Origin of the sequence: Microvirga sp., from assembly GCF_014699075.1 — a bacterium.
In the GTDB taxonomy this organism is placed as follows: Bacteria; Pseudomonadota; Alphaproteobacteria; order Rhizobiales; family Beijerinckiaceae; genus Microvirga.
In genome coordinates this window covers 1-24,286 of record NZ_JACXAB010000031.1, presented here as the reverse complement: position 1 = coordinate 24,286, position 24,286 = coordinate 1, and the positions used below count along the sequence as shown (strand labels likewise).

Annotated in this window: 22 protein-coding genes; 11 read left to right on the top strand and 11 right to left on the bottom strand. The window is 64.0% G+C overall.

Features of this window, described 5'->3' with window-relative positions; all coding sequences use genetic code 11:
- Positions 1-68: 68 nt before the first annotated feature.
- A complete protein-coding gene (locus IC232_RS24045; RefSeq protein WP_409564962.1) occupies positions 69-449 on the bottom strand; it encodes a hypothetical protein in 381 nt (126 codons plus the stop codon).
- Positions 449-1,996, bottom strand: coding sequence for a S10 family peptidase (locus IC232_RS24040; protein ID WP_190847488.1), 1,548 nt, complete (start codon positions 1,994-1,996; stop codon positions 449-451). The genes IC232_RS24045 and IC232_RS24040 overlap by 1 nt, the downstream gene beginning before the upstream one ends.
- A gap of 113 nt (positions 1,997-2,109) precedes the next feature.
- Between IC232_RS24040 and IC232_RS24035 the strand changes: the two genes are divergently transcribed.
- Positions 2,110-2,673, top strand: a complete 564-nt coding sequence (locus tag IC232_RS24035; RefSeq protein WP_190847487.1) for a hypothetical protein — start codon at positions 2,110-2,112, stop codon at positions 2,671-2,673.
- An 11-nt stretch (positions 2,674-2,684) separates the two neighbouring features.
- On the opposite strand, the gene IC232_RS24030 is transcribed toward IC232_RS24035, so the two are convergent.
- On the bottom strand, positions 2,685-3,137 hold the full coding sequence (locus tag IC232_RS24030; protein WP_190847486.1) for a DNA polymerase III subunit chi: 453 nt from the start codon (positions 3,135-3,137) through the stop codon (positions 2,685-2,687).
- 117 nt (positions 3,138-3,254) lie between these two features.
- Entirely contained in the window at positions 3,255-4,751 is a 1,497-nt protein-coding gene (locus tag IC232_RS24025) for a leucyl aminopeptidase (protein WP_190847505.1), read from the bottom strand.
- 214 nt (positions 4,752-4,965) lie between these two features.
- Here IC232_RS24025 and lptF point away from each other — a divergent pair, with 214 nt between their 5' ends.
- The 6 genes from lptF to IC232_RS23995 all read left to right on the top strand — a co-directional run bounded on the left by lptF (position 4,966) and on the right by IC232_RS23995 (position 12,933).
- Positions 4,966-6,126: an LPS export ABC transporter permease LptF gene (lptF, locus tag IC232_RS24020; protein WP_190847485.1), complete on the top strand. Its 1,161-nt coding sequence runs from the start codon at positions 4,966-4,968 to the stop codon at positions 6,124-6,126.
- 2 nt (positions 6,127-6,128) lie between these two features.
- The gene (lptG, locus tag IC232_RS24015; protein WP_190847484.1) at positions 6,129-7,214 is read left to right on the top strand and encodes an LPS export ABC transporter permease LptG; all 1,086 of its coding nucleotides are present in this window, start codon (positions 6,129-6,131) and stop codon (positions 7,212-7,214) included.
- Positions 7,215-7,249: 35 nt separating this feature from the next.
- Positions 7,250-9,787 (top strand): LPS-assembly protein LptD, encoded by a 2,538-nt coding sequence (locus IC232_RS24010; protein WP_190847483.1) that lies wholly within the window; start codon positions 7,250-7,252, stop codon positions 9,785-9,787.
- Positions 9,788-9,811: 24 nt separating this feature from the next.
- A complete protein-coding gene (gene pdxA / locus IC232_RS24005; RefSeq protein ID WP_190847482.1) occupies positions 9,812-10,813 on the top strand; it encodes a 4-hydroxythreonine-4-phosphate dehydrogenase PdxA in 1,002 nt (333 codons plus the stop codon).
- Positions 10,810-11,670, top strand: a complete 861-nt coding sequence (gene rsmA / locus IC232_RS24000; RefSeq protein ID WP_190847481.1) for a 16S rRNA (adenine(1518)-N(6)/adenine(1519)-N(6))-dimethyltransferase RsmA — start codon at positions 10,810-10,812, stop codon at positions 11,668-11,670. The genes pdxA and rsmA overlap by 4 nt, the downstream gene beginning before the upstream one ends.
- 150 nt (positions 11,671-11,820) lie before the next feature.
- Entirely contained in the window at positions 11,821-12,933 is a 1,113-nt protein-coding gene (locus tag IC232_RS23995) for a D-alanine--D-alanine ligase family protein (RefSeq protein ID WP_190847480.1), read from the top strand.
- 8 nt (positions 12,934-12,941) lie between these two features.
- On the opposite strand, the gene gmk is transcribed toward IC232_RS23995, so the two are convergent.
- The 7 genes from gmk to fabD form a co-directional block, all read right to left on the bottom strand.
- Positions 12,942-13,592: a guanylate kinase gene (gene gmk / locus IC232_RS23990; RefSeq protein ID WP_190847479.1), complete on the bottom strand. Its 651-nt coding sequence runs from the start codon at positions 13,590-13,592 to the stop codon at positions 12,942-12,944.
- A 4-nt stretch (positions 13,593-13,596) separates the two neighbouring features.
- Complete coding sequence (locus IC232_RS23985; protein ID WP_190847478.1) at positions 13,597-14,484, bottom strand: YicC/YloC family endoribonuclease; 888 nt, start codon at positions 14,482-14,484, stop codon at positions 13,597-13,599.
- 96 nt (positions 14,485-14,580) lie between these two features.
- On the bottom strand, positions 14,581-15,939 hold the full coding sequence (gene mltG / locus IC232_RS23980; RefSeq protein WP_190847477.1) for an endolytic transglycosylase MltG: 1,359 nt from the start codon (positions 15,937-15,939) through the stop codon (positions 14,581-14,583).
- Positions 15,940-16,034: 95 nt separating this feature from the next.
- Complete coding sequence (gene fabF / locus IC232_RS23975) at positions 16,035-17,297, bottom strand: beta-ketoacyl-ACP synthase II (protein WP_190847476.1); 1,263 nt, start codon at positions 17,295-17,297, stop codon at positions 16,035-16,037.
- Positions 17,298-17,363: 66 nt separating this feature from the next.
- A complete protein-coding gene (locus IC232_RS23970; RefSeq protein ID WP_036347903.1) occupies positions 17,364-17,600 on the bottom strand; it encodes an acyl carrier protein in 237 nt (78 codons plus the stop codon).
- Positions 17,601-17,834: 234 nt separating this feature from the next.
- A complete protein-coding gene (gene fabG, locus IC232_RS23965; RefSeq protein WP_190847475.1) occupies positions 17,835-18,572 on the bottom strand; it encodes a 3-oxoacyl-[acyl-carrier-protein] reductase in 738 nt (245 codons plus the stop codon).
- 14 nt (positions 18,573-18,586) lie between these two features.
- Positions 18,587-19,534 carry an ACP S-malonyltransferase gene (fabD, locus tag IC232_RS23960; protein ID WP_190847474.1) on the bottom strand — a complete coding sequence of 316 codons (948 nt, stop codon included), beginning with the start codon at positions 19,532-19,534 and terminating at the stop codon, positions 18,587-18,589.
- A 426-nt stretch (positions 19,535-19,960) separates the two neighbouring features.
- Between fabD and rpoZ the strand changes: the two genes are divergently transcribed.
- From rpoZ to IC232_RS23940, 4 genes are all read left to right on the top strand, one after another.
- Positions 19,961-20,368 (top strand): DNA-directed RNA polymerase subunit omega, encoded by a 408-nt coding sequence (gene rpoZ, locus IC232_RS23955; RefSeq protein WP_190847473.1) that lies wholly within the window; start codon positions 19,961-19,963, stop codon positions 20,366-20,368.
- Between the two features lie 188 nt (positions 20,369-20,556).
- A complete protein-coding gene (locus IC232_RS23950; RefSeq protein WP_190847472.1) occupies positions 20,557-22,713 on the top strand; it encodes a RelA/SpoT family protein in 2,157 nt (718 codons plus the stop codon).
- 6 nt (positions 22,714-22,719) lie between these two features.
- Positions 22,720-23,421, top strand: a complete 702-nt coding sequence (locus IC232_RS23945; protein WP_190847471.1) for a gamma-glutamyl-gamma-aminobutyrate hydrolase family protein — start codon at positions 22,720-22,722, stop codon at positions 23,419-23,421.
- A gap of 21 nt (positions 23,422-23,442) precedes the next feature.
- A complete protein-coding gene (locus IC232_RS23940) occupies positions 23,443-24,138 on the top strand; it encodes an HAD family hydrolase (protein WP_190847470.1) in 696 nt (231 codons plus the stop codon).
- Positions 24,139-24,286 lie beyond the last annotated feature (148 nt).

The following is a 24,286-nucleotide window of genomic DNA, read 5'->3' as shown; positions in this document are numbered from 1 at the left end:
TTGCGGCCATTTTCATTTGCAGGCTCGAAGATGCTGACCCGGAAAGGCTCAAAACATACAGATAATCTTCAAGGCTTCACCACCCGGTCGAGCTTGTTGTTGACGAAGAAATACAGCTCGCGACCGCCGGGCTCGGAGTAGAGCACCTGCACCTCGCGCTGGCCCTTGCCGCTCTCACCCACGAGCACGTCGGTGGCAGGCTTGCCCTTCAAGCGCACGAGGTCGCATTCGGCGATGCCGGGCTCGATGGCGGTTGCCGTCCCCGAAGGCGTACCGGTGCAGCGGCCATCGGGGCCGAGGACGGGACCGTCGATCTGCGGGCCGAGGGAGGCCATCGGCGCAGGGGCCGCAGGCGCTGCGACCGGCGGCGCAGATCGGGTGCTGGTGCAGGCAGACAGGACAACTGCCGCGAGGGCTACGCCCGACAGATCTCTCATACGCATTCCCATCAATCCTTGTTATCCGCCGCCCTCGCCTGCAGAGCTTCATCGAAGAGCCGCTGCACATCAGCTTTGAAGGCCTGCCGTGACGCCTGCCGCGAATAGAACATGTGGCCGCCTTCGTAAACCGTCAGCCCCACGCGCTTTTGCGGGCCGAGGTCGGGAAGCTGGTTCAGCAGCAGCTGGGACGCGAAATACGGGGTTACCAGATCGGTGAAGCCGTGAGTCACGAGGACACGCATCTTGCCGTCGAGCGACAATGCCTGCCGCAGTTCTTCCAAGTTTTCAGGGCCGTTGCGTCCGCCGCCCCAGCGCCAAGCGCCGTTGACCGATCCGTTGAGCAGGCTGTAGCGCCCCTCCGCCTTGTAGTTCAGGGTGTGGGTCAGGTGATGGATGATGGCGCTCGTCAGAGGCGCCGTCATGCCGTCGAGCACCGGATCCTCGAAGCGGGAGACCTGGGCGTTCGGATTCGGGTCGGCGATCGCCACGTTGGTGTCATAGGCGCTGACGATCTCGGACGAGCCGCGACGCAATTCCCTTTGGGCAGCCCGCATGTCGATGCGTCCGGCCAGGCGCCGCGAGACCTCGGGGCTAAGCCCTGTCAGTTCAGCAACGCGCCGGCTGACGCGCTCCACTGCCTCCTTGTCCTGGAGGCCGCGCATGAGATCGACGAGATAGTCGCCTGACGCATAGGCTTCCGCGTCCTTCAGCGCATTGCGCGTTACAGGACCGTTCCGCGACAGGTTCGTGGCCGCAAGCGATGGCAGAACCGCTGCGTTGATCCACAGTGCGCCGGCGCCCTGGTCGAGCCAATCGAAGTCGAAGACCGGCGAAACGAGAACGAGACCACTGAACCCGATGCCCTGATCGCTCTGGAGCTTCTGGGCCAACAGCGGGCCTCGGAAACCACCATAGCTCTCGCCGGTGAAGAATTTCGGCGACATGAGCCGGTTCTTTTCCTTGAGCCAGCGCATCACGAAGGCGGCGAGCCCATCGATGTCGCCCTGAACGGAATAGAAGCGCTCCCGCACCGGATCGCCGCCGACCACACGGCTGTAGCCGGTCCCAGGTGGATCGATGAAGACGAGATCGGTGAAGTCGAGCCAAGTCTCGTCATTGGGCACGAGCGCCGGAGGGGCCGAGGGGCTGATCGTCGCGCCATCGAGCGGCAGGAGCCACGGCCCAACGGCAAGGAGATGCAGATAGGCCGAGGACGCGCCAGGGCCGCCATTCACCGCAAAGGTCACCGGCCGCGTCGCCGGGTCCGAATCGTCCCGTGTATATGCGACGAACCCGATCTCCGCCTGTGGCGCGCCCTGCGGATCGGCCAGGGTCAAATGCCCGGCCGTTGCAGTGAATGACAAGGTCCGGCCAGGAAGTTGAAGGGTGTGTCGCGTCACCGACTCCGGCGGCAGGGCCTGCGCATCCCTGGCCTCGGCCCGAGGCCGGCGCTGCTCCTGCCCCTGCCCCTGCGGCTGGTGTTCCTGGGCTCCGGCGAAAGGCACGATAAGGAAGAGGCTGAGCGCGGCAGCGAGCAGACGGAAGACGCGAAGCATAGCTATGATCCTTATGGCCTCCAAGAAACTGGAGAGGTGATACCCCGTTCCAAGGCAAAATGATCTAATTCACAATCACATCTGCTTCAGGTCCTTCACAGAGTACCGGAACTATGTTTCACAACTTGGAATTTAATCCAGATCCGGCAGTAGAACATGCATTCACCAAGTCAGATTACCCTGAGACTTTATCCGATTTGGATGATCTGGACTGGCCGCATTTCCCATACATCGCGCTGATGTTCGCTCCTGTAGCGGTGGTGGAATGGAGCCTGCCTCTTCTTCCTGCCGCGCTCAAGGAAAACGGGAAAGCTCTCCTCATTGGTTTTGCCGTCCCAGTGCTCTACGTCCTGCTCTATGCCTTTTTGCATAAGATGAGAGCGCGCGCTCAGAACTTCATCATTCTTGTTTCTACCTTGTATGGCGCCATCGCAGTCGCCGAGGCGCAACGGGCATTCACGATCGGCGGGCTCGACCATTGGCTTGGGGCGGTCTTGTGCCCGCTCTATGCATTGAGCTTCGCCTGGCTGTGGCACAAGGTACGCATCGCCCACCAGACTGCAGTTGCAGCGACCTACTCAGCGGAACGCGAAGCTCAAATTGATATCCTGACAGAAGCAATTTTGCGGGCGCAAAGCCTCCAACGCGAGCCGGAAACCGACGACAGGGTTCCGTAAATCTGCGTAGCTCACGCCTTCCGCTGCCAGCGGCCGCTCTCGTCCTGCTGCCAGTAGGTGGCATCATGGCCGCCCTCTTTGACCGCCCGCCACTGATCGCGGGCGAAGGCGAGCGCCTGGATGTCGTTGCCGTCGAACAGGATCGCTAGGCGCTGGTAGGCGGCCGTGTCCTCCGGCAGGCTGGCGCCTTCCACGAGAAAGCGGATGGAGGCGCCGTTGGGATTGCTGCCTGACAGCGTGATGAGAATCGGCTGGTCCGCCGCGTGAGCCTCCCGGTCCGTCCCGTGCGGCAGGAAGCTCTCGTCGGTAAAGGTCCACAGGTGATCGTCGAGGGCGGACATGCGCTCCTCGGTCACGACCTGAATCACCGCGCGCCACCCGCGCTCCAGCGTCTTCTGCAGGAGCGTGGGCAGCACGGCCTCGAGCGGCTGATGCTGGAGATGGTAGAAAAGGACCTCGGTCATAATACCCCTGTCATCCCGGACGGAGCGAAGATCCGGGATCTTCGTCAAGATCAAGCACCATTCTCGTCAAGCGATCCCGGGTTCTGCAGCGCAGCCCCGGGATGACGTTATGTAGGATTACCGGGCTTCGTAATGATCGCGCACGAGACGGTCGAGGAGGCGCACGCCCCACCCGGAGCTCCAGCCCCGGTTGATCTCGGTCGTGGGCGAGCCCATGGCTGTGCCGGCGATATCGAGATGGGCCCAGGGCACATCGTTGACGAAGCGCTGGAGCAGCGCCGCAGCGGTGCTCGAGCCGCCGAAACGGCCGGCCGAGTTCTTCATGTCGGCGAACTTGGATTCGATCATCTTGTCGAACTCGGGGCCCAGCGGCATGCGCCAGACCCGCTCGCCCGTGGCCTTGCCGGCAACGGTCAGGCGCTCGGCCAGTTCGTCGTTGTTCGAGAACAGGCCTGCATATTCCTGGGCCAGAGCCACCATGATCGCGCCTGTGAGGGTCGCGAGGTCGATCATGAACTTGGGCTTGAAGCGATCCTGCACGTACCAGAGCACGTCGGCCAGCACGAGGCGGCCCTCGGCATCCGTGTTGATGATCTCGATGGTCTGGCCCGACATGGTGGTGACGATGTCGCCGGGCCGCTGGGCATTGCCATCGGGCATGTTCTCCACGAGGCCGATGGCGCCGACCACATTGGCCTTGGCTTTGCGGCTTGCAAGCGCATGCATGAGCCCGACCACGCAGGCGGCGCCCGCCATGTCGCCCTTCATGTCCTCCATGCCGGCGCCCGGCTTGATCGAGATGCCGCCGGTGTCGAAGACAACACCCTTGCCGACGAAGGCGATGGGCTTATCGTTCGCCTTGCCGCCGTTCCAGCGCATGATGGCGACCCGGCCGCCGCGCACGGAACCCTGGGCCACGCCGAGCAGTGCCCCCATGCCGAGCTTCTTCATGGCTTTGTCGTCGAGAATCTCAACCTCGACGCCGAGCTTGGTCAGAGCCTGGGCACGAGCGGCGAATTCCTGCGGCCCCAGGATGTTCGGCGGCTCGTTGACGAGGTCGCGGGCGATGATGACGCCCTGCTGGATACCCTCGCGGGTCTTGTAGGCCTTCTTGACCGCAGCGGGATCCGCCACGCTGAAGACCAGCCGTCCGCCGCCCTTCCCGTTGTCCTCGTCCTTCTTCTTGGTCTTGTAGCGGTCGAAGCTGTAGCGGCGAAGGCCGACGCCAACCGCGATGTCGGCCACTGCCTCCGGCGTGACCTCGATTTCCGGTATGTCGAGGACCACCGTCGCGAGCTTGCCGTTCACCTTGCCGGCAATCAGGCCACCCAGTTGCACGAAGTCCAGGTCGGCCCGGTCCTTCTCGCCGCCAGTGCCGATCACGATCAGCCGCTCGACGGAGAGGCCTGAGGGGACCACGATCGACATGGCGGACTTGGCTTTGCCCTTGAAGCTTTCCGCAGCGGCAGCCTTGGCGATCAGATCGACGGCCTTCGGTCCGAGCTGCTTGGCCACGGCGGCGGAGGGCTTGAGTTTCTCTCCGACGAAGACGATGAGATCGCCGGATTCGACTTTCCCGTGGGCCTGGAAGTCGATCTTGAAGCTGTCGGCCATGAAATCCTCTTTGTTCTGGTGCATGTCCGGTCTTGGGGCCGGCTGCGACGCTGATGCGCTGTGGTGACGGTTGGGACATATATCATATTGCAGCTGGGATCAGGGGGAAGCTGCCGTGAAATCGGCGCAATCTCAGGCTGTTGAAAACGGCCGTCTTGCCTGAGACTGTCCGACACGATACCCAGGGCGCAACCGCCCGGGGGCGAAGGGCCTTATGACACTTCTCGAACGCTACATCCTCAAAAACACTTTCAATGCCTTCGCCGCGTGCCTGGTAGCCCTCACGGGCGTGATCTGGATCACCCAGGCCCTGCGGGAACTCGACCTGCTGACCGGCAAGGGCCAGACGCTCATGATCTTCCTGACGGTGACGGGCTTGTCCCTGCCCGCCCTGATCAGCGTCATCGCGCCGGTCGCCCTGTTTCTGGCCACCATCTACACCCTGAACAAGCTGAACGGGGATTCCGAACTGATCGTCATGAGCGCCGGGGGCATGCCTCCGGGGCGGCTGCTGCGGCCCTTCCTGGCGCTGGCGGCTTTTGTCTGCCTGGCTGTGGGCATCATCTCGGTCCACATCATGCCCGCAAGCTTCCAGGAAATGCGCCAGCTGTTCACGAAAATCCGGGCCGACTTCGTGGGCACCATGGCCAAGGAAGGCCAGTTCATCAGCCTGGATAACGGCATCACCTTCCATTACCGGGAACGCCAGGGCGATTCCCTGCTCGGGATCTTCATGGAGGACCTCCGGGAGAAGAACAAAGCCATCGTCTATCTGGCCGAGCGGGGCCAGACCGCCGAGCAGAACGGAACGTCCTATCTCGTGCTCCAGAAGGGAAGCGTTCAGCGCAAGGAACCGAACAGCCGCGACTCCTCCATCGTCGCCTTCGAACGCTATGCGGTGGACCTCTCGGCCTTCAACAAGGAGGGCGGAGAAGTCATCTACAAGCCCCGCGAGCGCAGCACCCTCCAGCTCCTCTTCCCTGACAAGAGCGAGCCCATCTATCAGCAACAGTCTGGACGCTTCCGGGCCGAGCTTCATGAGCGCCTGTCCTCCTGGCTCTACCCCCTCGCCATGATGATGATCGCCTTCGCGGCTCTGGGCGAACCCCGCACGACCCGCCAAGGCCGTGGCATGGCGATTGCCAGCGCGGTGGTGGCGATCGTGCTGATGCGAATCCTCGGCTTCGCTGCCTCGAGCGGCGTCGCCCGGGCCCCGGCGGCGGTCATCGCGATCTACGCCGTGCCGCTGGCCAGCATCCTGATCAGCCTGCTGCTGATACTGCAAGGTCCTGCCATGCGAGTGGCCCAGGCCAAGTTTCTGAGGCTGTTCAGTAATCTCCTGCCGGCACGCTCTCCCGCGATCCAGAAAGCCTGACCATGCTGATCGGCCGGACCCTTGGCTCGTATTTCTCGCGGCAGTTCCTCAAGACTATTTTCCTGGTCTTCGCGACGGTCTTCACCCTCGTCTACACCCTGGACTTCGTAGAGCTCATGCGCCGAGCCGGCGATGCGCCGAGCGCGACGACAGCGGTCATTGCGCAACTGGCCCTGTTCCGCACCCCGGCCATCGCCGAGCAGGTGATGCCCTTTGCCGTGCTGTTCGGCAGCATGGCGGCTCTCCTCCAGCTCAGCCGCAAGCTCGAACTGGTGGTGGCGCGAGCGGCGGGCATCTCTGCCTGGCAATTCCTTCAGCCCGGTCTCCTGATCGCGGTGCTGATCGGCGTGCTCTCCGTTACCGTCTACAATCCCCTTTCCGCCGTCCTCAAGCAGCGCGCCTCCGCCCTGGAGACGAGCATTTTCTCCAGGAACGTCCAGACCCGGGAAAAGCCCATCTGGCTTCGCCAGAGGAGCCTGGACGGGCAGGCCATTTTCCGTGCGAACGGCTCGGCGACGAATGCCGCGACCCTCTATGACGTCACGGTCTATGCCTTCGACCATGACGGCACGTTCAGCCACCGGGTCGAGTCCCGTGAAGCGAACCTGCACGAGGGTTTCTGGGAGCTGAAGGACGCCCGGGTTCTGTCGGCAACCGAGGAGCCCCGGTCCCACGACCGCTATCTGATCGCCTCGACCCTGAAGCCCTCGGAGGTTCGACAAAGCTTCATCGACCCCGATGCGGTCCCGTTCTGGGAGCTGAAGGAAACCATCAGCCGGATGGAGCAGGCGGATATCAACGCCACCACCTACCGGCTCCATTACGACCTGCTCCTGGCCCGTCCCCTGCTCTTCATCGCCATGGTGTTCGTTGCCGCATCCGTCTCGTTAAGATTCTTTCGATTTGGCGGTGTAGCCATGATGGTTCTGGGTGGCGTCGCAGCCGGGTTCATGCTTTATGTCGCCACTGAGCTTATGGCGGAGCTTGGAGCCTCCGGAATCATCAGTTCGTTGGTTGCGGCCTGGTTCCCTGCTGTAGTAGGCAGTCTTTTAGGGACCTTGGCCTTATTGTACCAAGAGGACGGCTGACCGTTCTCAAGAAAGAGTATTGCGAAGGAGTGGGGATGCGGCGGCTCAAGACAACGATCGCAACGTCGGCGGTCGCAGCGGCACTGATACTTGCCGCTGGGTCAATGCCTGCGCTTGCCCAAGCCACGCTCAACGAGACCATCGGCGCCCGCGCCCAGTCGGGATCCGGGAACGACCGACTCCTCGTGGACGCCAAGGAAATCGTCTACGACAACGACCGGAACACGATTGCCGCCACCGGCGACGTGCAGATGAACTACCAGGGCCGGACGCTCCAGGCCGACCGGGTCACCTATGACCGGAACACCGGCCGCGTCTTTGCCGAGGGCAATGCCCGCCTGACGGATGCCAACGGCACCGTCGCAACGGGCGATCGTTTCGAGCTCACCGACGACTTCAAAAACGGCTTTATCGATTCGCTGCGAGTGGTGCAGACCACCGTGGAGCAGGGGCGTCCCCTAACGACCCGATTCTCGGCTCCGCGGGCAGAGCGTTCTGAGGGCGAGACCACGACCTTCGAGCGCGGCACCTACACCGCCTGCGAACCGTGCAAGGACAACCCGGAACGCCCCCCGCTTTGGCAGGTGAAGGCGGCGAAGATCATCCACAACAACAGCGAGCGGACGATCTATTACGAGGATGCCACTCTTGAGCTCCTCGGCATCCCGGTCGCCTACCTGCCCTATTTCTGGACGCCGGATCCGACCGTCAAGCGCAAGACGGGCTTCCTGGCGCCGCGTTACGTCTATTCGAACACCCTGGGCTATGGCGGCTCGGTCCCGTTCTTCTGGGCCATCGCGCCCAACTATGACCTGACGATCAGCCCAACCATCCTGAGCCGTCAGGGCCTTCTTGGGCAGGTCGAGTGGCGCCACCGCCTGGAAAACGGCACCTACAACATCCGCGCGACCGGCATCAACCAGCTGGACCCGGAGGCGTTTCTTCCCCCTCCGTACGGAGCAGGCGACCGCGATTTCCGCGGCTCTCTGGAGACGTCGGGCGAGTTCTTCATCAACCAGAACTGGCGCTGGGGCTGGGACATCGCCCTTGTGTCCGACAAGTGGTTCCTCACGAACTACCGCATCCGCAGCGAGAGCCTGAGCAGCTATTACGTCAAGGAATCGGTCTCGACCGTCTATCTCCAGGGCCAGGGAGATCGCTCGTTCTTCGATGCGCGGGGCTACTACTTCAAGACGCTGTCCACCTACGACTGGCAGAAGCAGCAGCCGATCGTCGCTCCGGTGATCGACTACAACAAGCGCTTCACGCCTCCGACCATCGGGGGCGAGTTCGCAATTGATGTGAATGTCACCAGCCTGTCTCGTGAGGCCGCCCAGTTCGACCCGCTGTCCAACGATAGTGCGGCCTACTTCGGCATTGCTCGGACCTGCCGCCAAAATGATGATGGATTATTCAATCCTGCTGAGTGCCTCGTTCGCGGCATAAGCGGCTCGACGTCCAGAGCTTCGGTCACGGCATCCTGGCGGCGCGAGTTCGTCGATCCCATCGGCCAGGTCTGGACCCCCTTCGCCTATCTGCGGGCCGACAATTTCTGGATCGCTCCCGATTTCAACGGCTACCAGAACCCGCAGCTCGAGAACTTCATCGACGGGGATGACGACTATCTCTTCCGCGCCACTCCGGCGATCGGTCTCGAATACCGCTATCCCTTCGTCGCGAGCCTCGGCACCTCAGGTCAGCAGATCCTGGAGCCGATCGCACAGATCATTGCCCGACCGAACGAGACCCGGATTGGCAGCCTGCCCAACGAGGATGCCCAGAGCCTCGTCTTCGACGACACGTCGCTCTTCGATTGGGACAAGTTCTCCGGCTACGACCGAGTCGAGGGCGGCGTACGCGCCAATGTCGGCCTGCAGTACACGGTCACCGGCGCAGACGACTTCTATGCCAATGTGCTGTTCGGTCAGTCGTATCAGGTTGCTGGACGCAATTCGTTCCGCCAGGGCGACCTGGCCAATGTAGGCTTGGACTCGGGCCTCGAATCCCGGGCATCCGATTATGTCGGCCGCTTCCAGATTTCGCCGAATGCCAATTTCGCTTTCATCTCGCGCGGACGCTTCGATCAGGAAGATTTCAGCCTGAACCGGTTCGAGGCCGGCATCCGGGCGAACTTCAATCCCTATCTGCCGGTCTCGACTTCTCTGATCTATGCCCGGTATGAGGCTCAGCCTGCCATCGGCTTCCCAACCCGCCGCGAGGGCCTGCTGGCCTCCGCCCGTTGGGACATGACGCCGAACTGGTTCGTCACGGGCTCGGTCCTCCTCGACCTGGACCGCTATCTCGTGGCGCGCGAAACGTTCGTCATTCCTACGGCGACTCCGGGAGCGATCTCCCAACGTGAGAACATAGGTTATGTGGCTGGCATGTCCCTGGGACTGGGCTACATGGACGAGTGCACGACTTTCTCGGTGAGCTACAGCATCACCCCACGCGACATCGCCCTGACCTCGGGCGAAAAGGAGCAGAACCACACGGTCGCCTTCAGCCTTGAACTCCGCTCGCTTGGCGAGGTGGGCTACACGCAGAGACTCAGCGGTTCCGACGATGAGTGATGGTGAAGGACACGGGTGCCGGCCTTGAACCAGCCCTCACTCCTGCTGACGCAGGGTGACCCTGCCGGGATCGGGCCGGAATTGGCCCTGAGGGCCTGGATGCTGCGGGAAGAACGGACCCTGCCCCCCTTCGCTGTTTTGAGTGACCCCGCATTCCTCGAACGTGTTGCGCAGAGCCAGGGCTGGGACGTGCCGATCATGGCCGTTCAGACAGAGCAGATCCCCGACACGTTTCCAAAGGCTCTGCCGGTTCTCCCCTTGAGCGTTTCGGTCTCGGCACAACCCGGCCGGCCTGCTGCAGGCGCAGCAGCGTCGGTGGTCGAGTCTATTGAGACAGCCGTACGACTGGTCCAGAAGGGGTCAGCCTCGGCGCTCGTCACCAACCCCATCGCCAAGCACGTCCTTTACGAGGCCGGGTTCCGGCATCCGGGCCATACGGAGTTTCTCGCCGCACTCGCCTCCAAAGGCAGCGGAGAAGTCTATCATTCCGTGATGATGCTCTGGAGCGAGGGGCTGGCGGTGGTGCCTGTGACCGTGCACATTCCTCTTGCGGACGTGCCCTCTGCCCTCACCACGGATCTGATCGTGCTGACCGGACGGATCGTGGCCCGGGAACTGCGGGAGCGGTTCGGCATCGCTCACCCGAGGCTGGCGCTTGCAGGCCTCAACCCTCACGCCGGCGAGAACGGAGCGATGGGAACGGAGGACGCCGGCATCATCGTCCCGGCCATCGATGCCTTGCGCGCTGAGGGCATCGAGGCAGTAGGCCCCCTGCCCGCTGACACCATGTTCCATGCTCGCGCTCGCGCCCGCTACGATGCGGCGCTCGCCATGTACCACGACCAGGCTCTCATCCCGATTAAGACCATCGCGTTCGACGAGGCGGTCAACGTGACCCTCGGGCTTCCCTTCGTGCGCACCTCTCCGGATCACGGCACAGCCTTCGACATCGCGGGCAGAGGCATCGCCCGGCCCGACAGCCTCATCGCCGCCATCAAGCTCGCCGCTCGGCTGAGCAAGCCATGAGCCAAATCGACGACCTTCCCCCTCTGCGCGAGGTGGTTCGCACCCATGGGCTCATGGCCAAGAAGTCGCTGGGCCAGAACTTCCTGTTCGACCTCAACCTGACGAGCCGAATTGCCCGCTCCGCGGGACCGTTGGAGGAAGCGACCATCATCGAGGTCGGTCCCGGTCCCGGCGGCCTGACCCGAGCAATCCTTGCGGCCGGCGCAAAAAAGGTGGTCGCCATCGAGCGCGACACCCGCTGCCTCCCGGCGCTCGCCGAAATCGCCGAGCGCTATCCGAGCCGGCTGGAGGTGGTCGAAGCCGATGCCCTGGAGTTCGACCCGCGCCCGCTCGTGGGCGACGGGCTCGTCCGGATCATCGCCAACCTGCCCTACAATGTCGGCACGGCTCTGCTCACCGGATGGCTCACCGGCGAGGCCTGGCCGCCTTGGTGGGCCTCCCTCACCCTCATGTTTCAGCGCGAGGTCGCCGAGCGCATCGTGGCCGACGAGAGCGATCCGAAGAACTACGGCCGCTTGGGTGTCCTCTGCGGCTGGCGCGCGGAATCGCGCATCCTCTTCGACGTACCGCCCTCCGCCTTCGTGCCGCCGCCGAAGATCACCTCGAGCGTCGTCCACCTGACGCCACGGGCCAACCCTCTGCCCTGCCGCCTGGGAGCGTTGGAAGCAGTGACCCGGGCCGCCTTTGGGCACCGTCGCAAGATGCTGCGCCAGAGCCTGAAATCCATCGCTCCGGATCCGTCCGAGATCATTCGGGCGGCTGGGCTGGAAGAAACGATCCGGGCCGAGAACATCCCGGTGGAGGGCTATGTGGCGCTGGCCAATGCCCTCGACGCCATGCGTGCCTCGCGGGCTTAAAGCGGCTCCAACGCTCGCCCCGCCTTCGATACCCTCTATATGAAGCCGCTCGACGGGAGGCGCGGAGGTCTTTCATGGGGCCTTAACCGCGCCTCTCCCATGATCGGATCGGATGAGCGGCCTAGAGCCGCCGCAAAGGAGGAAGCGGGCATGTCGCAGCCGCGCAAGAGGATCGGGCTTCTGTTCGGAGGACGCTCTGCGGAGCACGAGGTCTCCAAGCTCTCAGCCGCCAATGTGCTGCGCGCCCTCGATCCGGACCGCTACGACATCGTCCCCATCGGCATCGGCCGCGACGGGCGCTGGCTCCTCTGCGACAGCGGCAATGGCGGTGGACGAGGGGCGAAATCTCTGGAGATCCCCGAGGGGGCGCCCCAGGTCGCCCTGTTGCCGGGCGGTGCAGGTGAGATGATGGTCCTGAACGGCGATGCCGGCTCCACCACGCTCCGCCTCGACGCGGTCGTTCCCGTGCTCCACGGGCCGAATGGCGAGGACGGGACAGTTCAAGGATTCCTCGAACTCGCGAACGTTCCCTATGTGGGCTCCGGCGTGATGGGCTCCGCCGCCGGAATGGACAAGGATGTGGCCAAGCGGCTGCTGCGCGACAGCGGCCTGCCGGTCGTTCCCTTCCTGACGCTGACGCCCCACACCCGCGTCGACTACCGGGCTGCCGTGGATGCGCTCGGCACGAGCGATCTTTTCGTGAAGCCCGCCAACATGGGCTCGTCGGTGGGCGTGTCCCGCGCCTCATCGCCGGAGGAGTTCGCCAAAGCCTGCGAAAAGGCCTTCCGGTATGACGGCAAGGTGCTGGTGGAGCGGAGCGTCACGGACGCACGGGAGATCGAATGCTCCGTGCTGGAGAATGCTGCGGGGGAGATCAAAGCCTCGCCGCTTGGCGAGATCGTGCCGGCCGGCAGCCATGGCTTCTACAGCTATGATGCCAAATACATCGACGCGGACGGCGCCCTCCTGCGCATCCCGGCGGAACTCACCTCAGACCAGGCCGAGCGCATCCAGAATCTTGCCGTCGAAACGTTCAAGAGCCTCGGCTGCGAAGGCTTGGCGCGCGTGGACTTCTTTGTGGACCCGAAGAGCGAGAGCAGCCTGTTCGTCAACGAAGTGAATACGCTCCCGGGCTTCACCGCGATCAGCATGTATCCGAAACTCTGGGAGGCAGGTGGCCTGCCGCAGAGCGAGCTGATGGAGGTGCTGATCGGGCATGCCATCGCCCGTCACGAGCGCCGGAACCAGCTGGCGCTCGTCTAGGCAGCGACCTAGTCGAGCTTCTCCGCGAGCAATCCTTCGACGAAATCCGACAGGCCAACGAGGCGATCGCGCTTGAGGCGCTCGGCGGACTGGATGGCCTTGAGGCTCTGGAAGGAGCGGTCGAGGTCTTCATTGACGATCACGTAATCGTACTCGACCCAGCGCTCCATCTCGACACGGGCATTGGCGAGACGCTTGGCGATGACGTCGGGGGCATCCTCCGCCCGGCGCTCCAGGCGCGCCTTCAGCTCCTTGAAGCTCGGAGGCAGGACGAACACGGTCACCACGTCGTCCGGCAGCTTCTGCCGCACCTGGCGGGTGCCCTGATAGTCGATGTCGAAGACCATGTCCTGGCCGGATGCCAGCGTCTTCTCCACGGGCTTGCGCGGCGTTCCGTAGAAATTGCCGTGTACCTCGGCCCATTCCAGGAGCTCATCGCGATCGCGCATCGCCTTGAACTCCTCCACGTCGATGAAGTGATAGTGCCTGCCCTCGATCTCGGACGGACGCTTGGGACGGGTGGTCACGGAAACCGACAGGACACCGGCCCGCTCTTCCACGAGGCTGCGGGTGAGCGTGGTTTTGCCGGCGCCGGATGGCGACGACAGGATGAGGATCAGGCCGCGACGGCCGACCGGCGACTTCGGATCTTGGCTCACCGCATCACTCCACGTTCTGAACCTGCTCGCGGAATTGCTCGATTACGGCCTTCAATTCAAGGCCGATCCGCGACAGGGAAACATCATTGGCTTTCGCGCACAGGGTATTGGCCTCGCGTCCGAATTCCTGCGCCAGGAAATCGAGACGCCGGCCCACCGGGCCACCCTCCTGCAACAGGCCGCGTGCGGCGTCCACATGAGCGCGCAGGCGATCAAGCTCCTCGCGGATATCGGCCCGGGCCGCGATCAGCACCGCCTCCTGATGGAGGCGCGCCGCGTCGAAGGCATGCTTGCCTTCGAGCAATTCCGCAACCTGAGCCTCCAGCCGCAAGCGGATCGCCTCCGGCTGGCGGGCGGGCGCGGCTTCGGCCTCGTTGACGAGACGCGAGATCAGGTCGAGCTGCTGCCTGAGGACGGCGGAGAGCGCCTGCCCCTCTTTCAGGCGGGCTGACTTGATGGCATCGATCAGCGCTCCGACACCGGCCCGCAATGCAGCCGCAAGCCCTTCATTCTGCCCCGGATCGTCGGCATCGTCGTCGAGTTCCACCACGCCGCGCACGGCGAGAAGACCATCGAGGGATGCGGGCTTCACGTTTTCCGGCAGAGACAGGCCATCAAGGGCGGAGAGGAGCGACTGCAGCACATCCTGGTTGACGCGCAGCTTCGGGGCTGACGATGCCTTGCTCAAAGAGAGATTGAGCTGCCCCTGCCCCCGGGTCAGCGCCTTGAGGATCTGCCCTCGCGCCTCCTCGCCCATGGCGTCGAGGCCTGAAGGCGTTCGAACACGTACCTCAAGCCCACGGCCGTTCACGGTCTTGAGTTCCCAGGCCCATTGGTAGGCGCCGGTGACGCCGGCCTCGCGGGCAAAGCCGGTCATGCTCGCAATGGACATGCGTGAAACCTCGAGAGGGAATGAAAAAATCGGCGCGACCATAATGCGCGCCGATGGAAGAGTCGATTGCAAGGATCAGGGATCTACCCCGACAACTCATGGCTGTTGAAGAGCTGGGACGTTCTTCGGTTTAGTCAGGTCGAAGCTCTTGTTCTTGAGCGGGTCCTTCTCGGTCCCCTCGCTGGCATCGAACCCGCGTCCGGGGCGGCCGCCGACAGCCGGCAGGGCATTTGCGGTGCCGCGCAACGCGGGTGCAGCACCGGGCGGCACGCTGGTCTGCTCTCCTTCGGGCAGGACCCGATCCACATCCGCAGGGCCGATCGCCGGACGGCTCTTCTCGAGCTGCCGCCACCGGGCCACGTTGCGCTGATGCTGCTCGTAAGTCTCGGCGAAGGCATGGCCGCCGGAACCGTCGGCCACGAAGTACAGATCCTTGGTCCTTGACGGGTTGGCCACCGCTTCGAGGGCCGCGCGGCCGGGATTGGCGATGGGACCGGGCGGCAGCCCTTCGACCACATAGGTGTTGTAGGGCGTCGCCGCCTCGATCTCGCTGCGCAGGATGCCGCGGCCGAGCGTGCCCTTTCCGCCCACGAGCCCATAGACGATCGTGGGGTCGGACTGGAGCCTCATGCGCTTCATGAGGCGATTGATGAAGACACCGGCCACCCGCGTGCGCTCGTCGGCACGGCCCGTCTCCTTCTCCACGATGGAGGCCAGGATCACGAGTTCCTGCGGCGACTTGATCGGCAATTCGGGCGAGCGGCGCTGCCAGATCTGCTCGATCGCCTGCCGCTGAGCCGTCTGCATGGTGTTGATGATCTGCTGTCGCGTGGTGCCGCGCTCGAACTTGTAGGTATCGGGCAGGAGCGAGCCTTCGCGCGGGGTCTCGGTGACATCGCCTGTGAGGATCTCGTGCTCGTAGAGACGCGCCAGAACCTGCTCGCTGGTAAGCCCTTCCGGAACCGAGACGGTGTGCAGGATGGCCCGGCCCTGGATCAGGGTGTCGATAGCCTCCTCGACGCTGGTGCCGGCCTTGAACTGGAACTCGCCGGCCTTGAGCTGCCCGCGCTGACGGTTCATGTAGGCATAGGCTTGGAACAGCAGGGGCTGCTCGATCACGCCCTCCTGCTTGAGGATCTGGGCGATCTCGCCCGTGCCGGTATTGCGGGGGATCACCACGACCTTGTCGCTCTGCAGCGGCCCGTCGGCGGTCACCGCCTGCTGCAGCATGGAAAAGCCGAAGATGCCGGCAATCGCCACGGCGACCAACAGGGTCAGCAATCCGCTGAGCAGGGACAGCATGCCCCTGCGGCGACGGCGAAGCTTTGGCGGCGGCGGGGGAGCCATCGAGGGTTTGATGGCCTCGCTCGGGGACCGGGGCGCCAGGCGCGGCTGGGACGATCCGTTGTCGGAATCGTCCATAGGGAGAAGGATCTTTTTCTTTCGTCCGAACATCACGCCGCTTTTCTGGTATCGGCCGGCGGTCCTGCCGGTCCGCCGACACCCTAGCAGGGATTATGGCGAAAAGCCGTAAGGGCTCGGCGCCTTCCTTAGGATACGCGACGAAGAATGAGCGAAGCGTTAGTTCCGCCGAACCCGAAGGAGTTCGACAGGGCCACGTTGACCTCTTTCCGCCTGGCCTGCTTCGGCACGAGATCGATGGCCGTCTCAACCGACGGATTGTCGAGGTTAATGGTGGGCGGGATGATGCCGTCGCGGATGGCCAGGATCGAGAAGATCGCCTCGACGGCGCCAGCGGCGCCGAGAAGGTGACCGATGGCCGACTTGGTGGACGACATGGAAAGCTTGCCGGCGGCATTGCCCATGATCCGCTCGACCGCCTTCAGCTCCAGCTCGTCGCCGAGCGGCGTCGAGGTGCCGTGGGCGTTGACGTAGTCGATCTCGGATACGTCGATGGCGGCGCGCTTGAGGGCAGCGGCCATGCAGCGATAGGCGCCGTCACCGTCCTCGGACGGCGAGGTGATGTGGTAGGCATCGCCCGACAGGCCGTAACCGATCACCTCGGCATAGATCTTGGCGCCCCGCGCCTTGGCGTGCTCGTATTCCTCCAGCACCACGACACCGGCGCCCTCGCCCATGACGAAGCCGTCACGGTCCTTGTCGTAGGGACGCGAAGCCTTCCCGGGCGTGTCGTTGTAGCCCGTGGAGAGAGCCCGGCAGGCGGCAAAGCCTGCAATGGAGAGGCGGTTGACCGGGGATTCCGTGCCGCCGGCGACCATTACATCCGCATCGCCGAGCGCGATTAGGCGGGCTGCGTCGCCGATGGCATGCGAGCCGGTGGAGCAGGCGGTCACGACCGCGTGGTTCGGCCCCTTCAGGCCGTGCTCGATGGACACGTAGCCGCCAGCCAGGTTGATCAGGCGTCCGGGAATAAAGAAGGGCGAGATCCGGCGCGGGCCGCGCTCGATCAGGGTGGCGGACGCCTCGTAGATGCCGCCGATGCCGCCGATGCCGGAGCCGATCAGCACACCCGTGGCGCACTGCTCCTCATAGGTCTTCGGCTGCCAGCCGGAATCACGAAGAGCCTGGGTGGAAGCGGCCATCGCATAGACGATGAAGGGATCGACCTTGCGCTGCTCCTTGGGCTCCATCCACTCATCGGCGTTGAAGGTACCATTGGTGCCGTCGCCGCGCGGGATCTGGCAGGCGATCTGGCAGGACAGGTCGTCGACCTGGAAATCCGTGATCTTGCCGGCGCCGCTCTGCCCCTCGACGAGGCGCGACCAAGTGGCATCGACCCCGCTGCCCAGCGGAGTGACCATGCCAAGACCTGTAACAACTACCCGGCGCATGAATTCCTGCCCTATCGATTAATAAAATTCGGGCGTCGGATGAGTCACCCGACGCCCCTTCAGCTCTTAGGCTGCGTTCTTCTCAAGGAAGCGGACAGCGTCGCCGACCGTCACGATGGTCTCAGCCGCGTCGTCCGGGATCTCGACGTTGAACTCTTCCTCGAACGCCATCACCAGCTCGACCGTATCCAGGCTGTCGGCGCCCAGGTCGTCGATGAAGTTCGCGTTCTCGACCACCTTGTCGGCTTCGACGCCGAGGTGCTCGACAACAATCTTCTTCACGCGATCAGCGACGTCACTCATCGTTTTTTCCTCAGTGGCTGCCGCCTCAGGATTGGGCGGATTCAAGAAATCAAAATAGATCAGCTGCTCAGCTGACAACGCTGAAACGGCTACCCTGCGCCGTGCAAAGCCGCATTTTTAAGCGCCGGTCAACCCCTTTGACCTGATCGGGATCATGCTTAACACAAGCTTATCCTGTCTGGCGAGAGGTTGTGGGCACCTGCAAACAGATTCCGGAAACGGCTATAAGTTCCTTTAGAACATGGCCATTCCGCCATTCACGTGCAGGGTCTGGCCCGTCACGTAAGCGGCTTCGTTTGACGCGAGATAAACCACGGAGGAAGCGATTTCATCGCCCTGGCCCAGGCGCCCCATGGGGATCGTACCCAGGATTCCCTCGCGCTGCTTGTCGTTGAGCACGTCGGTCATGGGCGACTCGATGAAGCCCGGAGCGACGCAGTTCACGGTGATGTTGCGGCTGGCAACCTCGGCGGCGAGCGCCTTGGTCATGCCGATCAGGCCGGCCTTGGAAGCGGCATAGTTGCCCTGCCCCGGATTGCCCGTGGAGCCCACCACGGAGCCGATATTGACGATGCGGCCGTAGCGGCGGCGCATCATGTTCTTCACGGCCGCCCGGGAGAGGCGGAAGGAGGCGGTGAGGTTCACGGCGATCACCGTGTCCCATTCCTCGTCCTTCATGCGCATGAACAGGTTGTCCTTGGTGACGCCCGCGTTGTTGACCAGGATGTCGAGCCCCTCCATGGCGGCCTCGGCAGCCGGGACGAGAGCCTCGACCGAGTCCTTGTCGGACAGGTTGGCCTCGACCACATGGACCCGCTCGCCCAGGGAGGAGGCCAACTCGTCCAGGGCGGCGCGGCGGGTGCCGGAGAGGGTGACGGTCGCGCCCCGGGCGTGGAGCGCGCGGGCGATGGCGCCGCCGATGCCGCCCGTGGCGCCGGTGACGAGAGCCTTGCGGCCGGTGAGATCGAACATGGCGGGGTTTCCTCTTATCCGTTCAGGGACGCCTTGAAGGCGGCGACATCCTCAGGGGTTCCAATGGCGGCGGACGACGCGCCGGCCGCGATGCGCTTCACGAGGCCTGTCAGCACCTTGCCGGAGCCAACTTCATAGAAGGAATCGACGCCGTGGGAGGCTATGAAGGCCACGCTCTCGCGCCAGCGCACGGTCCCGGTGACCTGACGGACCAGGGCATCGCGGATCGCCGACGGGTCGGTGATGGGGGCGGCCTCCACATTGGCCACGACCGGAACAACCGGAGCATTCACGGTCACGCCGTCCAGGGCTTCGCGCATGGCGTCGGCCGCCGGCTGCATGAGGGCGCAATGGAAGGGGGCGGACACGGCCAGCATCACGGCGCGCTTGGCGCCCTTGGTCTGGGCGATGGCCACAGCCCGCTCGACGGCGCTCTTGTGGCCCGACACCACAACCTGGGCGCCGCCATTGTCATTGGCCGCATCGCAGACCTCTCCTTGAGCCGCTTCGCGGGCGACCTCGAGGGCAGCATCGTATTCGAGGCCCAGAAGCGCCGCCATGGCGCCCTGCCCCACGGGAACGGCGTTCTGCATGGCGTTGCCGCGAATCCTGAGAAGCCGGGCCGTATCGGAAATGGACAGGCTGCGGGCAGCCGCAAGCGCCGAATACTCGCCGAGCGAATGACCGGCCACGAAGGCGGCATGCCGCTTGAGATCGAGACCCGCCTCGGCTTCCAGGACGCGGATCGTCGCGAGGCTCACGGCCATGAGGGCCGGCTGGGTATTTGCCGTAAGGGTCAGCTCCTCCGCAGGCCCTTCCCACATGAGGGTGGAGAGCTTCTGGGACAGGGCCTCATCCACCTCGTCGAAGACAGCCTTGGCTTGCGGGAAGGCCTCGGCCAGGGCCTTGCCCATTCCGACCGTCTGGCTTCCCTGTCCGGGAAAAATGAATGCGCGCGTCATCAGGAATGGAACCCTCAGTTCAACGAATCCGCGCGGGACTCGCACCCGGAGGGCAAGGAGTCAAGGCGAAGCGCGCGCTGCGCCGCACTTGACCTGTGATCAGATGAGACGCCGCCACCCCCGCAGCATCTGCCGGTTCACCGGGGGTCTTTGCAGGCTCAGATGCCTTAAGGCAGCGTCGAAGGCATGACCGAGACTTCGCAGAACGGATCTTAAGGCTCCCAAGAGCAATCTCCTCAAGCTTTACCTTGGGAAACTCTACCCAGGCCTGGGTACCCCCGCCGTGCGCCCTCGCACCTGTCCCAGGCGTGTTCTCCGGCTTGGGCATAACCCCCTGCCGCAGAACGCATCCTCTTGTTTTCTTAAGGCAACCGGTGTATCCGGTCCCTCTTCCGATATTTATTGAACCTGAAGAAGGAGCCCCGCATGGCTCGCGTGACCGTCGAAGACTGCATCGACAAGGTCGACAACCGGTTTGAGCTCGTGCTGCTGGCCAGCCACCGGGCCCGCCTCATCTCGTCGGGCTCGCCGCTGACGATCGATCGCGACCGCGACAAGAACCCGGTCGTGGCCCTGCGTGAGATCGCGGACGAGACCATCGCTCCGGACGACCTGAAGGAGCAGCTCATCCACTCCATGCAGAAATATGTCGAGGTGGACGAGCCGGAGGCCGAAGCCGTTCCGATGCTCAGCAACACCGCCGCAGCCCCCTCCACGGGCAGCGACAACGACGCCGACGTGCAGTTCGACCGCATGAGCGAGGACGACCTGCTCCGCGGCCTGGAGGGCCTCGTGCCCCCGAGCAGCAGCGCGGACGACGACGACCGCGAGTAAGCGATCTCCAGCCTTTCTCGAAAAGCCCGGCCCCTGCCGGGCTTTTTTGTTGCACGCCTTAACCACGGCCCGGCATGCCCGCCTTGCGGCAAGCTATTCAGCTTGCGGTCGCAAGACGTTGTACAATATCTTCAATACCTTCCCGATTTTATGCCAGAGAGACCGGGCCCAAAGGAGATGTCGGCCGTATGATGCGCCAGTATGAACTCGTCGAGCGGGTCAAGCGCTACAACCCCTCGGCCGACGAGGCGCTTCTCAACCGTGCTTACGTGTACGCCATGATGGCCCACGGCACCCAAAAGCGCGCATCCGGCGACCTGTTCTTCGGCCACCCCCTCGAAGTGGCCGCCATCCTGACAGACCTCAAGCTCGACGACGCCACCATCGCGGCGGCGGTCCTTCACGACACGGTGGAGGACACCCAGGCGACCCTCGAGGAGATCAACAAGACCTTCGGGCCCCAGATCGGCGCCCTCGTCGACGGCCTCACGAAGATCAAGCGGCTCGACCTAGTCTCGAAGCGCGCGGCTCAGGGGGAAAACTTCCGCAAGCTTCTGCTCGCCGTCGCCGACGACGTGCGGGTGCTTTTGGTCAAGCTCGCCGACCGCCTGCACAACATGCGCACCCTGCAGTTCATGCCGGCAGAGAAGCGCAAGCGCATCGCCGAGGAAACCCTCGACATCTATGCGCCCCTTGCCGGGCGTATGGGCATCCAGGAGATGCGCGAGGAGCTGGAGGAGCTGTCCTTCCAGAATCTCGACCCGGAGGCCTATGAGGCCATCCGGCGCCATCTGGGCGAGCTTTCGGCCAAGAGCGAGAAGCTGGTCGAGGAGATCGAGCGGACCCTGACCACGAAACTGCGTGCCCAGGGGATCGAGGCGGTGGTGTCTGGGCGTCAGAAGCGCCCCTATTCCATCTGGCGCAAGATGGAGCGCAAGTCCGTTTCGTTCGAGCAGCTCTCCGACATCTTCGCCTTCCGGATCATCGTGGGGAGCATCGACGAGTGCTACCGGGCGCTCGGCATCGTGCATACCAGCTGGCCCATGGTTCCGGGGCGATACAAGGACTACATCTCGACCCCGAAGCAGAACGACTACCGCTCGATCCACACCACGGTGATCGGCCCCGGCAGCCAGCGCGTCGAACTGCAGATCCGCACCGAGGACATGGACGAGGTGGCGGAATACGGCATCGCGGCCCATGCCCTCTACAAGGAAGGCGTGAACGACGATTCCCGCCTGGCGACCGAAAGCCGGGCTTATCAGTGGCTCAGGCGCACCATCGACCTCCTGGCCGAAGGCGACAACCCGGAGGAGTTCCTCGAGCACACGAAGCTCGAACTCTTTCACGACCAGGTCTTCTGCTTCACGCCCAAGGGCCGCCTGATCGCCCTGCCCCGCGGCGCGACGCCCATCGACTTCGCCTATGCGGTGCATACCGATGTCGGCAACACCGCGGTGGGCTGCAAGATCAACGGCCGCATGTCGCCGCTGTTGACCGAGTTGCAGAACGGCGACGAGGTGGAGATCGTCCGCGCCGAAGGGCAGACGCCCCCGGCCGCGTGGGAATCCTTGGTGGTCACCGGCAAGGCGCGCGCCTCGATCCGCCGCGCGACCCGCGCCGCCGTGCGTCGGCAATACACCGGCCTCGGCCATCAGATCCTGGAACGCGCCTTCGAGCGTGCCGGTCGCCCCTTCTCCAACGAGAAGCTGAAAGGTGCCCTGCCCCGGCTGGCCCGTGTTTCGGTCGAGGACGTGCTGGCGGCGGTGGGGCGCGGCGAGATGTTCTCCGGCGACGTGGTGCGGGCCGTCTATCCGGACTATTTCGAGGAGCGCCGCGCCGGCAGCGGACAGCCCGATGGCACTGGCAAGAAAGGCGCTGGCGAGCATGCAAGCGGCATCCCGATCCGTGGGCTGAGCACCGACATGCCGATCAGCTTTGCGCCGGAAGGCGGCGCCGTGCCGGGAGACCGCATCGTCGGCATCATGACCCCCGGCGAGGGCGTGACGATCTACCCGATCCAGTCACCGTCGCTCGCGGCCTACGACAACGAGCCGGACCGCTGGATCGACGTGCGCTGGGACCTGGATTCAGGATCGACCCAGCGCTTCCCGGCGCGCATCAAACTGCAATCGATCAACGAGCCCGGATCGCTGGCCCAGATCACGCAGGTGATCGCCGACCATGACGGCAACATTGATAACGTCTCCATGAAACGGCGCACCCAGGACTTCACCGACATGACCATCGACCTGACGGTGTGGGACCTGAAGCATCTCAATGCCATCATCGCGGAGCTGCGCGCCAAGCGCGTGGTGAGCCGCGTCGACCGCGTTACCGGATAGAAGCCTATGTCAGCCAAACCTCGCATCGCCGTGATCATGAACGAAAACACCAGCAGCGGCGGCACGCTCTACGAAACCACGAAAGCGTATTTCGTCGCCGTCCAGCGCGCCGGCGGCCTGCCTTTCGGCATTCCCTACATTCCGGAGATGATCGAGCCCGTCGTGGAGGAGTTCGACGGCTTCGTGAGCGTCGGCGGACGCATCCGATTTCCTCGCGACTGGTACGTCGCCGGCGACGTGTCGCGTTATCCGTCATCGGAGCGGCTTGAGGTCGAGCAGGCGCTCATGCGGGGATTTCTCGAACGCGACAAGCCGGTGCTCGGCATCTGCAACGGCATGCAGATGCTCGCCTGCCTCCACGGAGCGCGCATGGTGCATGAAGTGCGAAAAAGCGGCCCGCACATTCTCACCCATGACGATCGGACGGCCATGCACTCCGTCGAGATCGTGCCGGGCACCATGCTGTCGCGCATCCTGGGCACCGCGCGCCTTGAGGTGAACAGTCGCCATCAGGAGGCGGTCGTCGAAGCGTCCGCTCCGGTCGTCGTCGCAGCCAGGGCACCCGATGGCGTGATCGAGGCTGTTGAGATCCCGTCCGGGCGTTTCGCCATCGGCGTTCAGTGGCACCCGGAGGCCTTCGCGACTCAGGACAATCCTGGCAACAGGCTGTTCAGCGCCTTCGTGCAGGCGGCGCAACAGCGCCACTGATCGTCACTACAGGAATTCCCGATGCCGATTTCCGTTCTCGGTCTCGATGCCGACGATACGCTCTGGCACAATGAGACGTTCTATCAATCAACGCGCCAGCGCTTCAACGAACTGCTCGCCGATTTCGTCGATGCCAAACGCCTCGAAGAGGAGATCGAGGCAACGGAGAAGCGCAATCTCAGCCTCTATGGCTATGGAGCGAAAGGTTTCACGCTCTCGATGATGGAGACCGCCATCCAGGTGAGCGACGGGACGATATCGAGCCGAGCTCTCAGCGAGATCCTCACGATCGGACGCGAGCTGATGAACCACCCCGTGGAGCCCCTTCCCGGCGTTCACGAAGCTCTCGAAGCTCTCTCGGCGGAGTACAAGCTCGTGCTGATCACCAAGGGCGATCTCTTCCACCAGGAATCGAAGCTCGCCGCTTCCGGCCTCGGCGGCTTCTTCTCAGGGATCGAGATCGTCAGCGAAAAGAAGGCGGACACCTACACCCGCATCTTCTCGCGCCATGGCGCCGGCCCCGAGCACGCCGCCATGGCCGGCAACTCCGTGCGCTCCGACGTGCTGCCGGCGCTCGAAGCGGGCAGCTACGCGGCGCTCATCCCGTTCCACCTCGTCTGGGCGCACGAAGACGCACCGTTGCCAACCAAGCATCCGCGCTTTGCGGAACTGCCGTCGCTGGCAGATCTACCCCGCTGGCTGGCCGAGGTTTCCTGATCTCAAACGAAACGTGCCGCCCGGCTCATCACCGGGCGGCACGATTTTGGCATCCTATGTCACTTCGTCAAATGACGAAGAGGTCTGAGTACTTGAGGGTAGCCTTGTTGGTGAGGGTGGCGATCTGGATCTGCACCTTCGCTCCCGT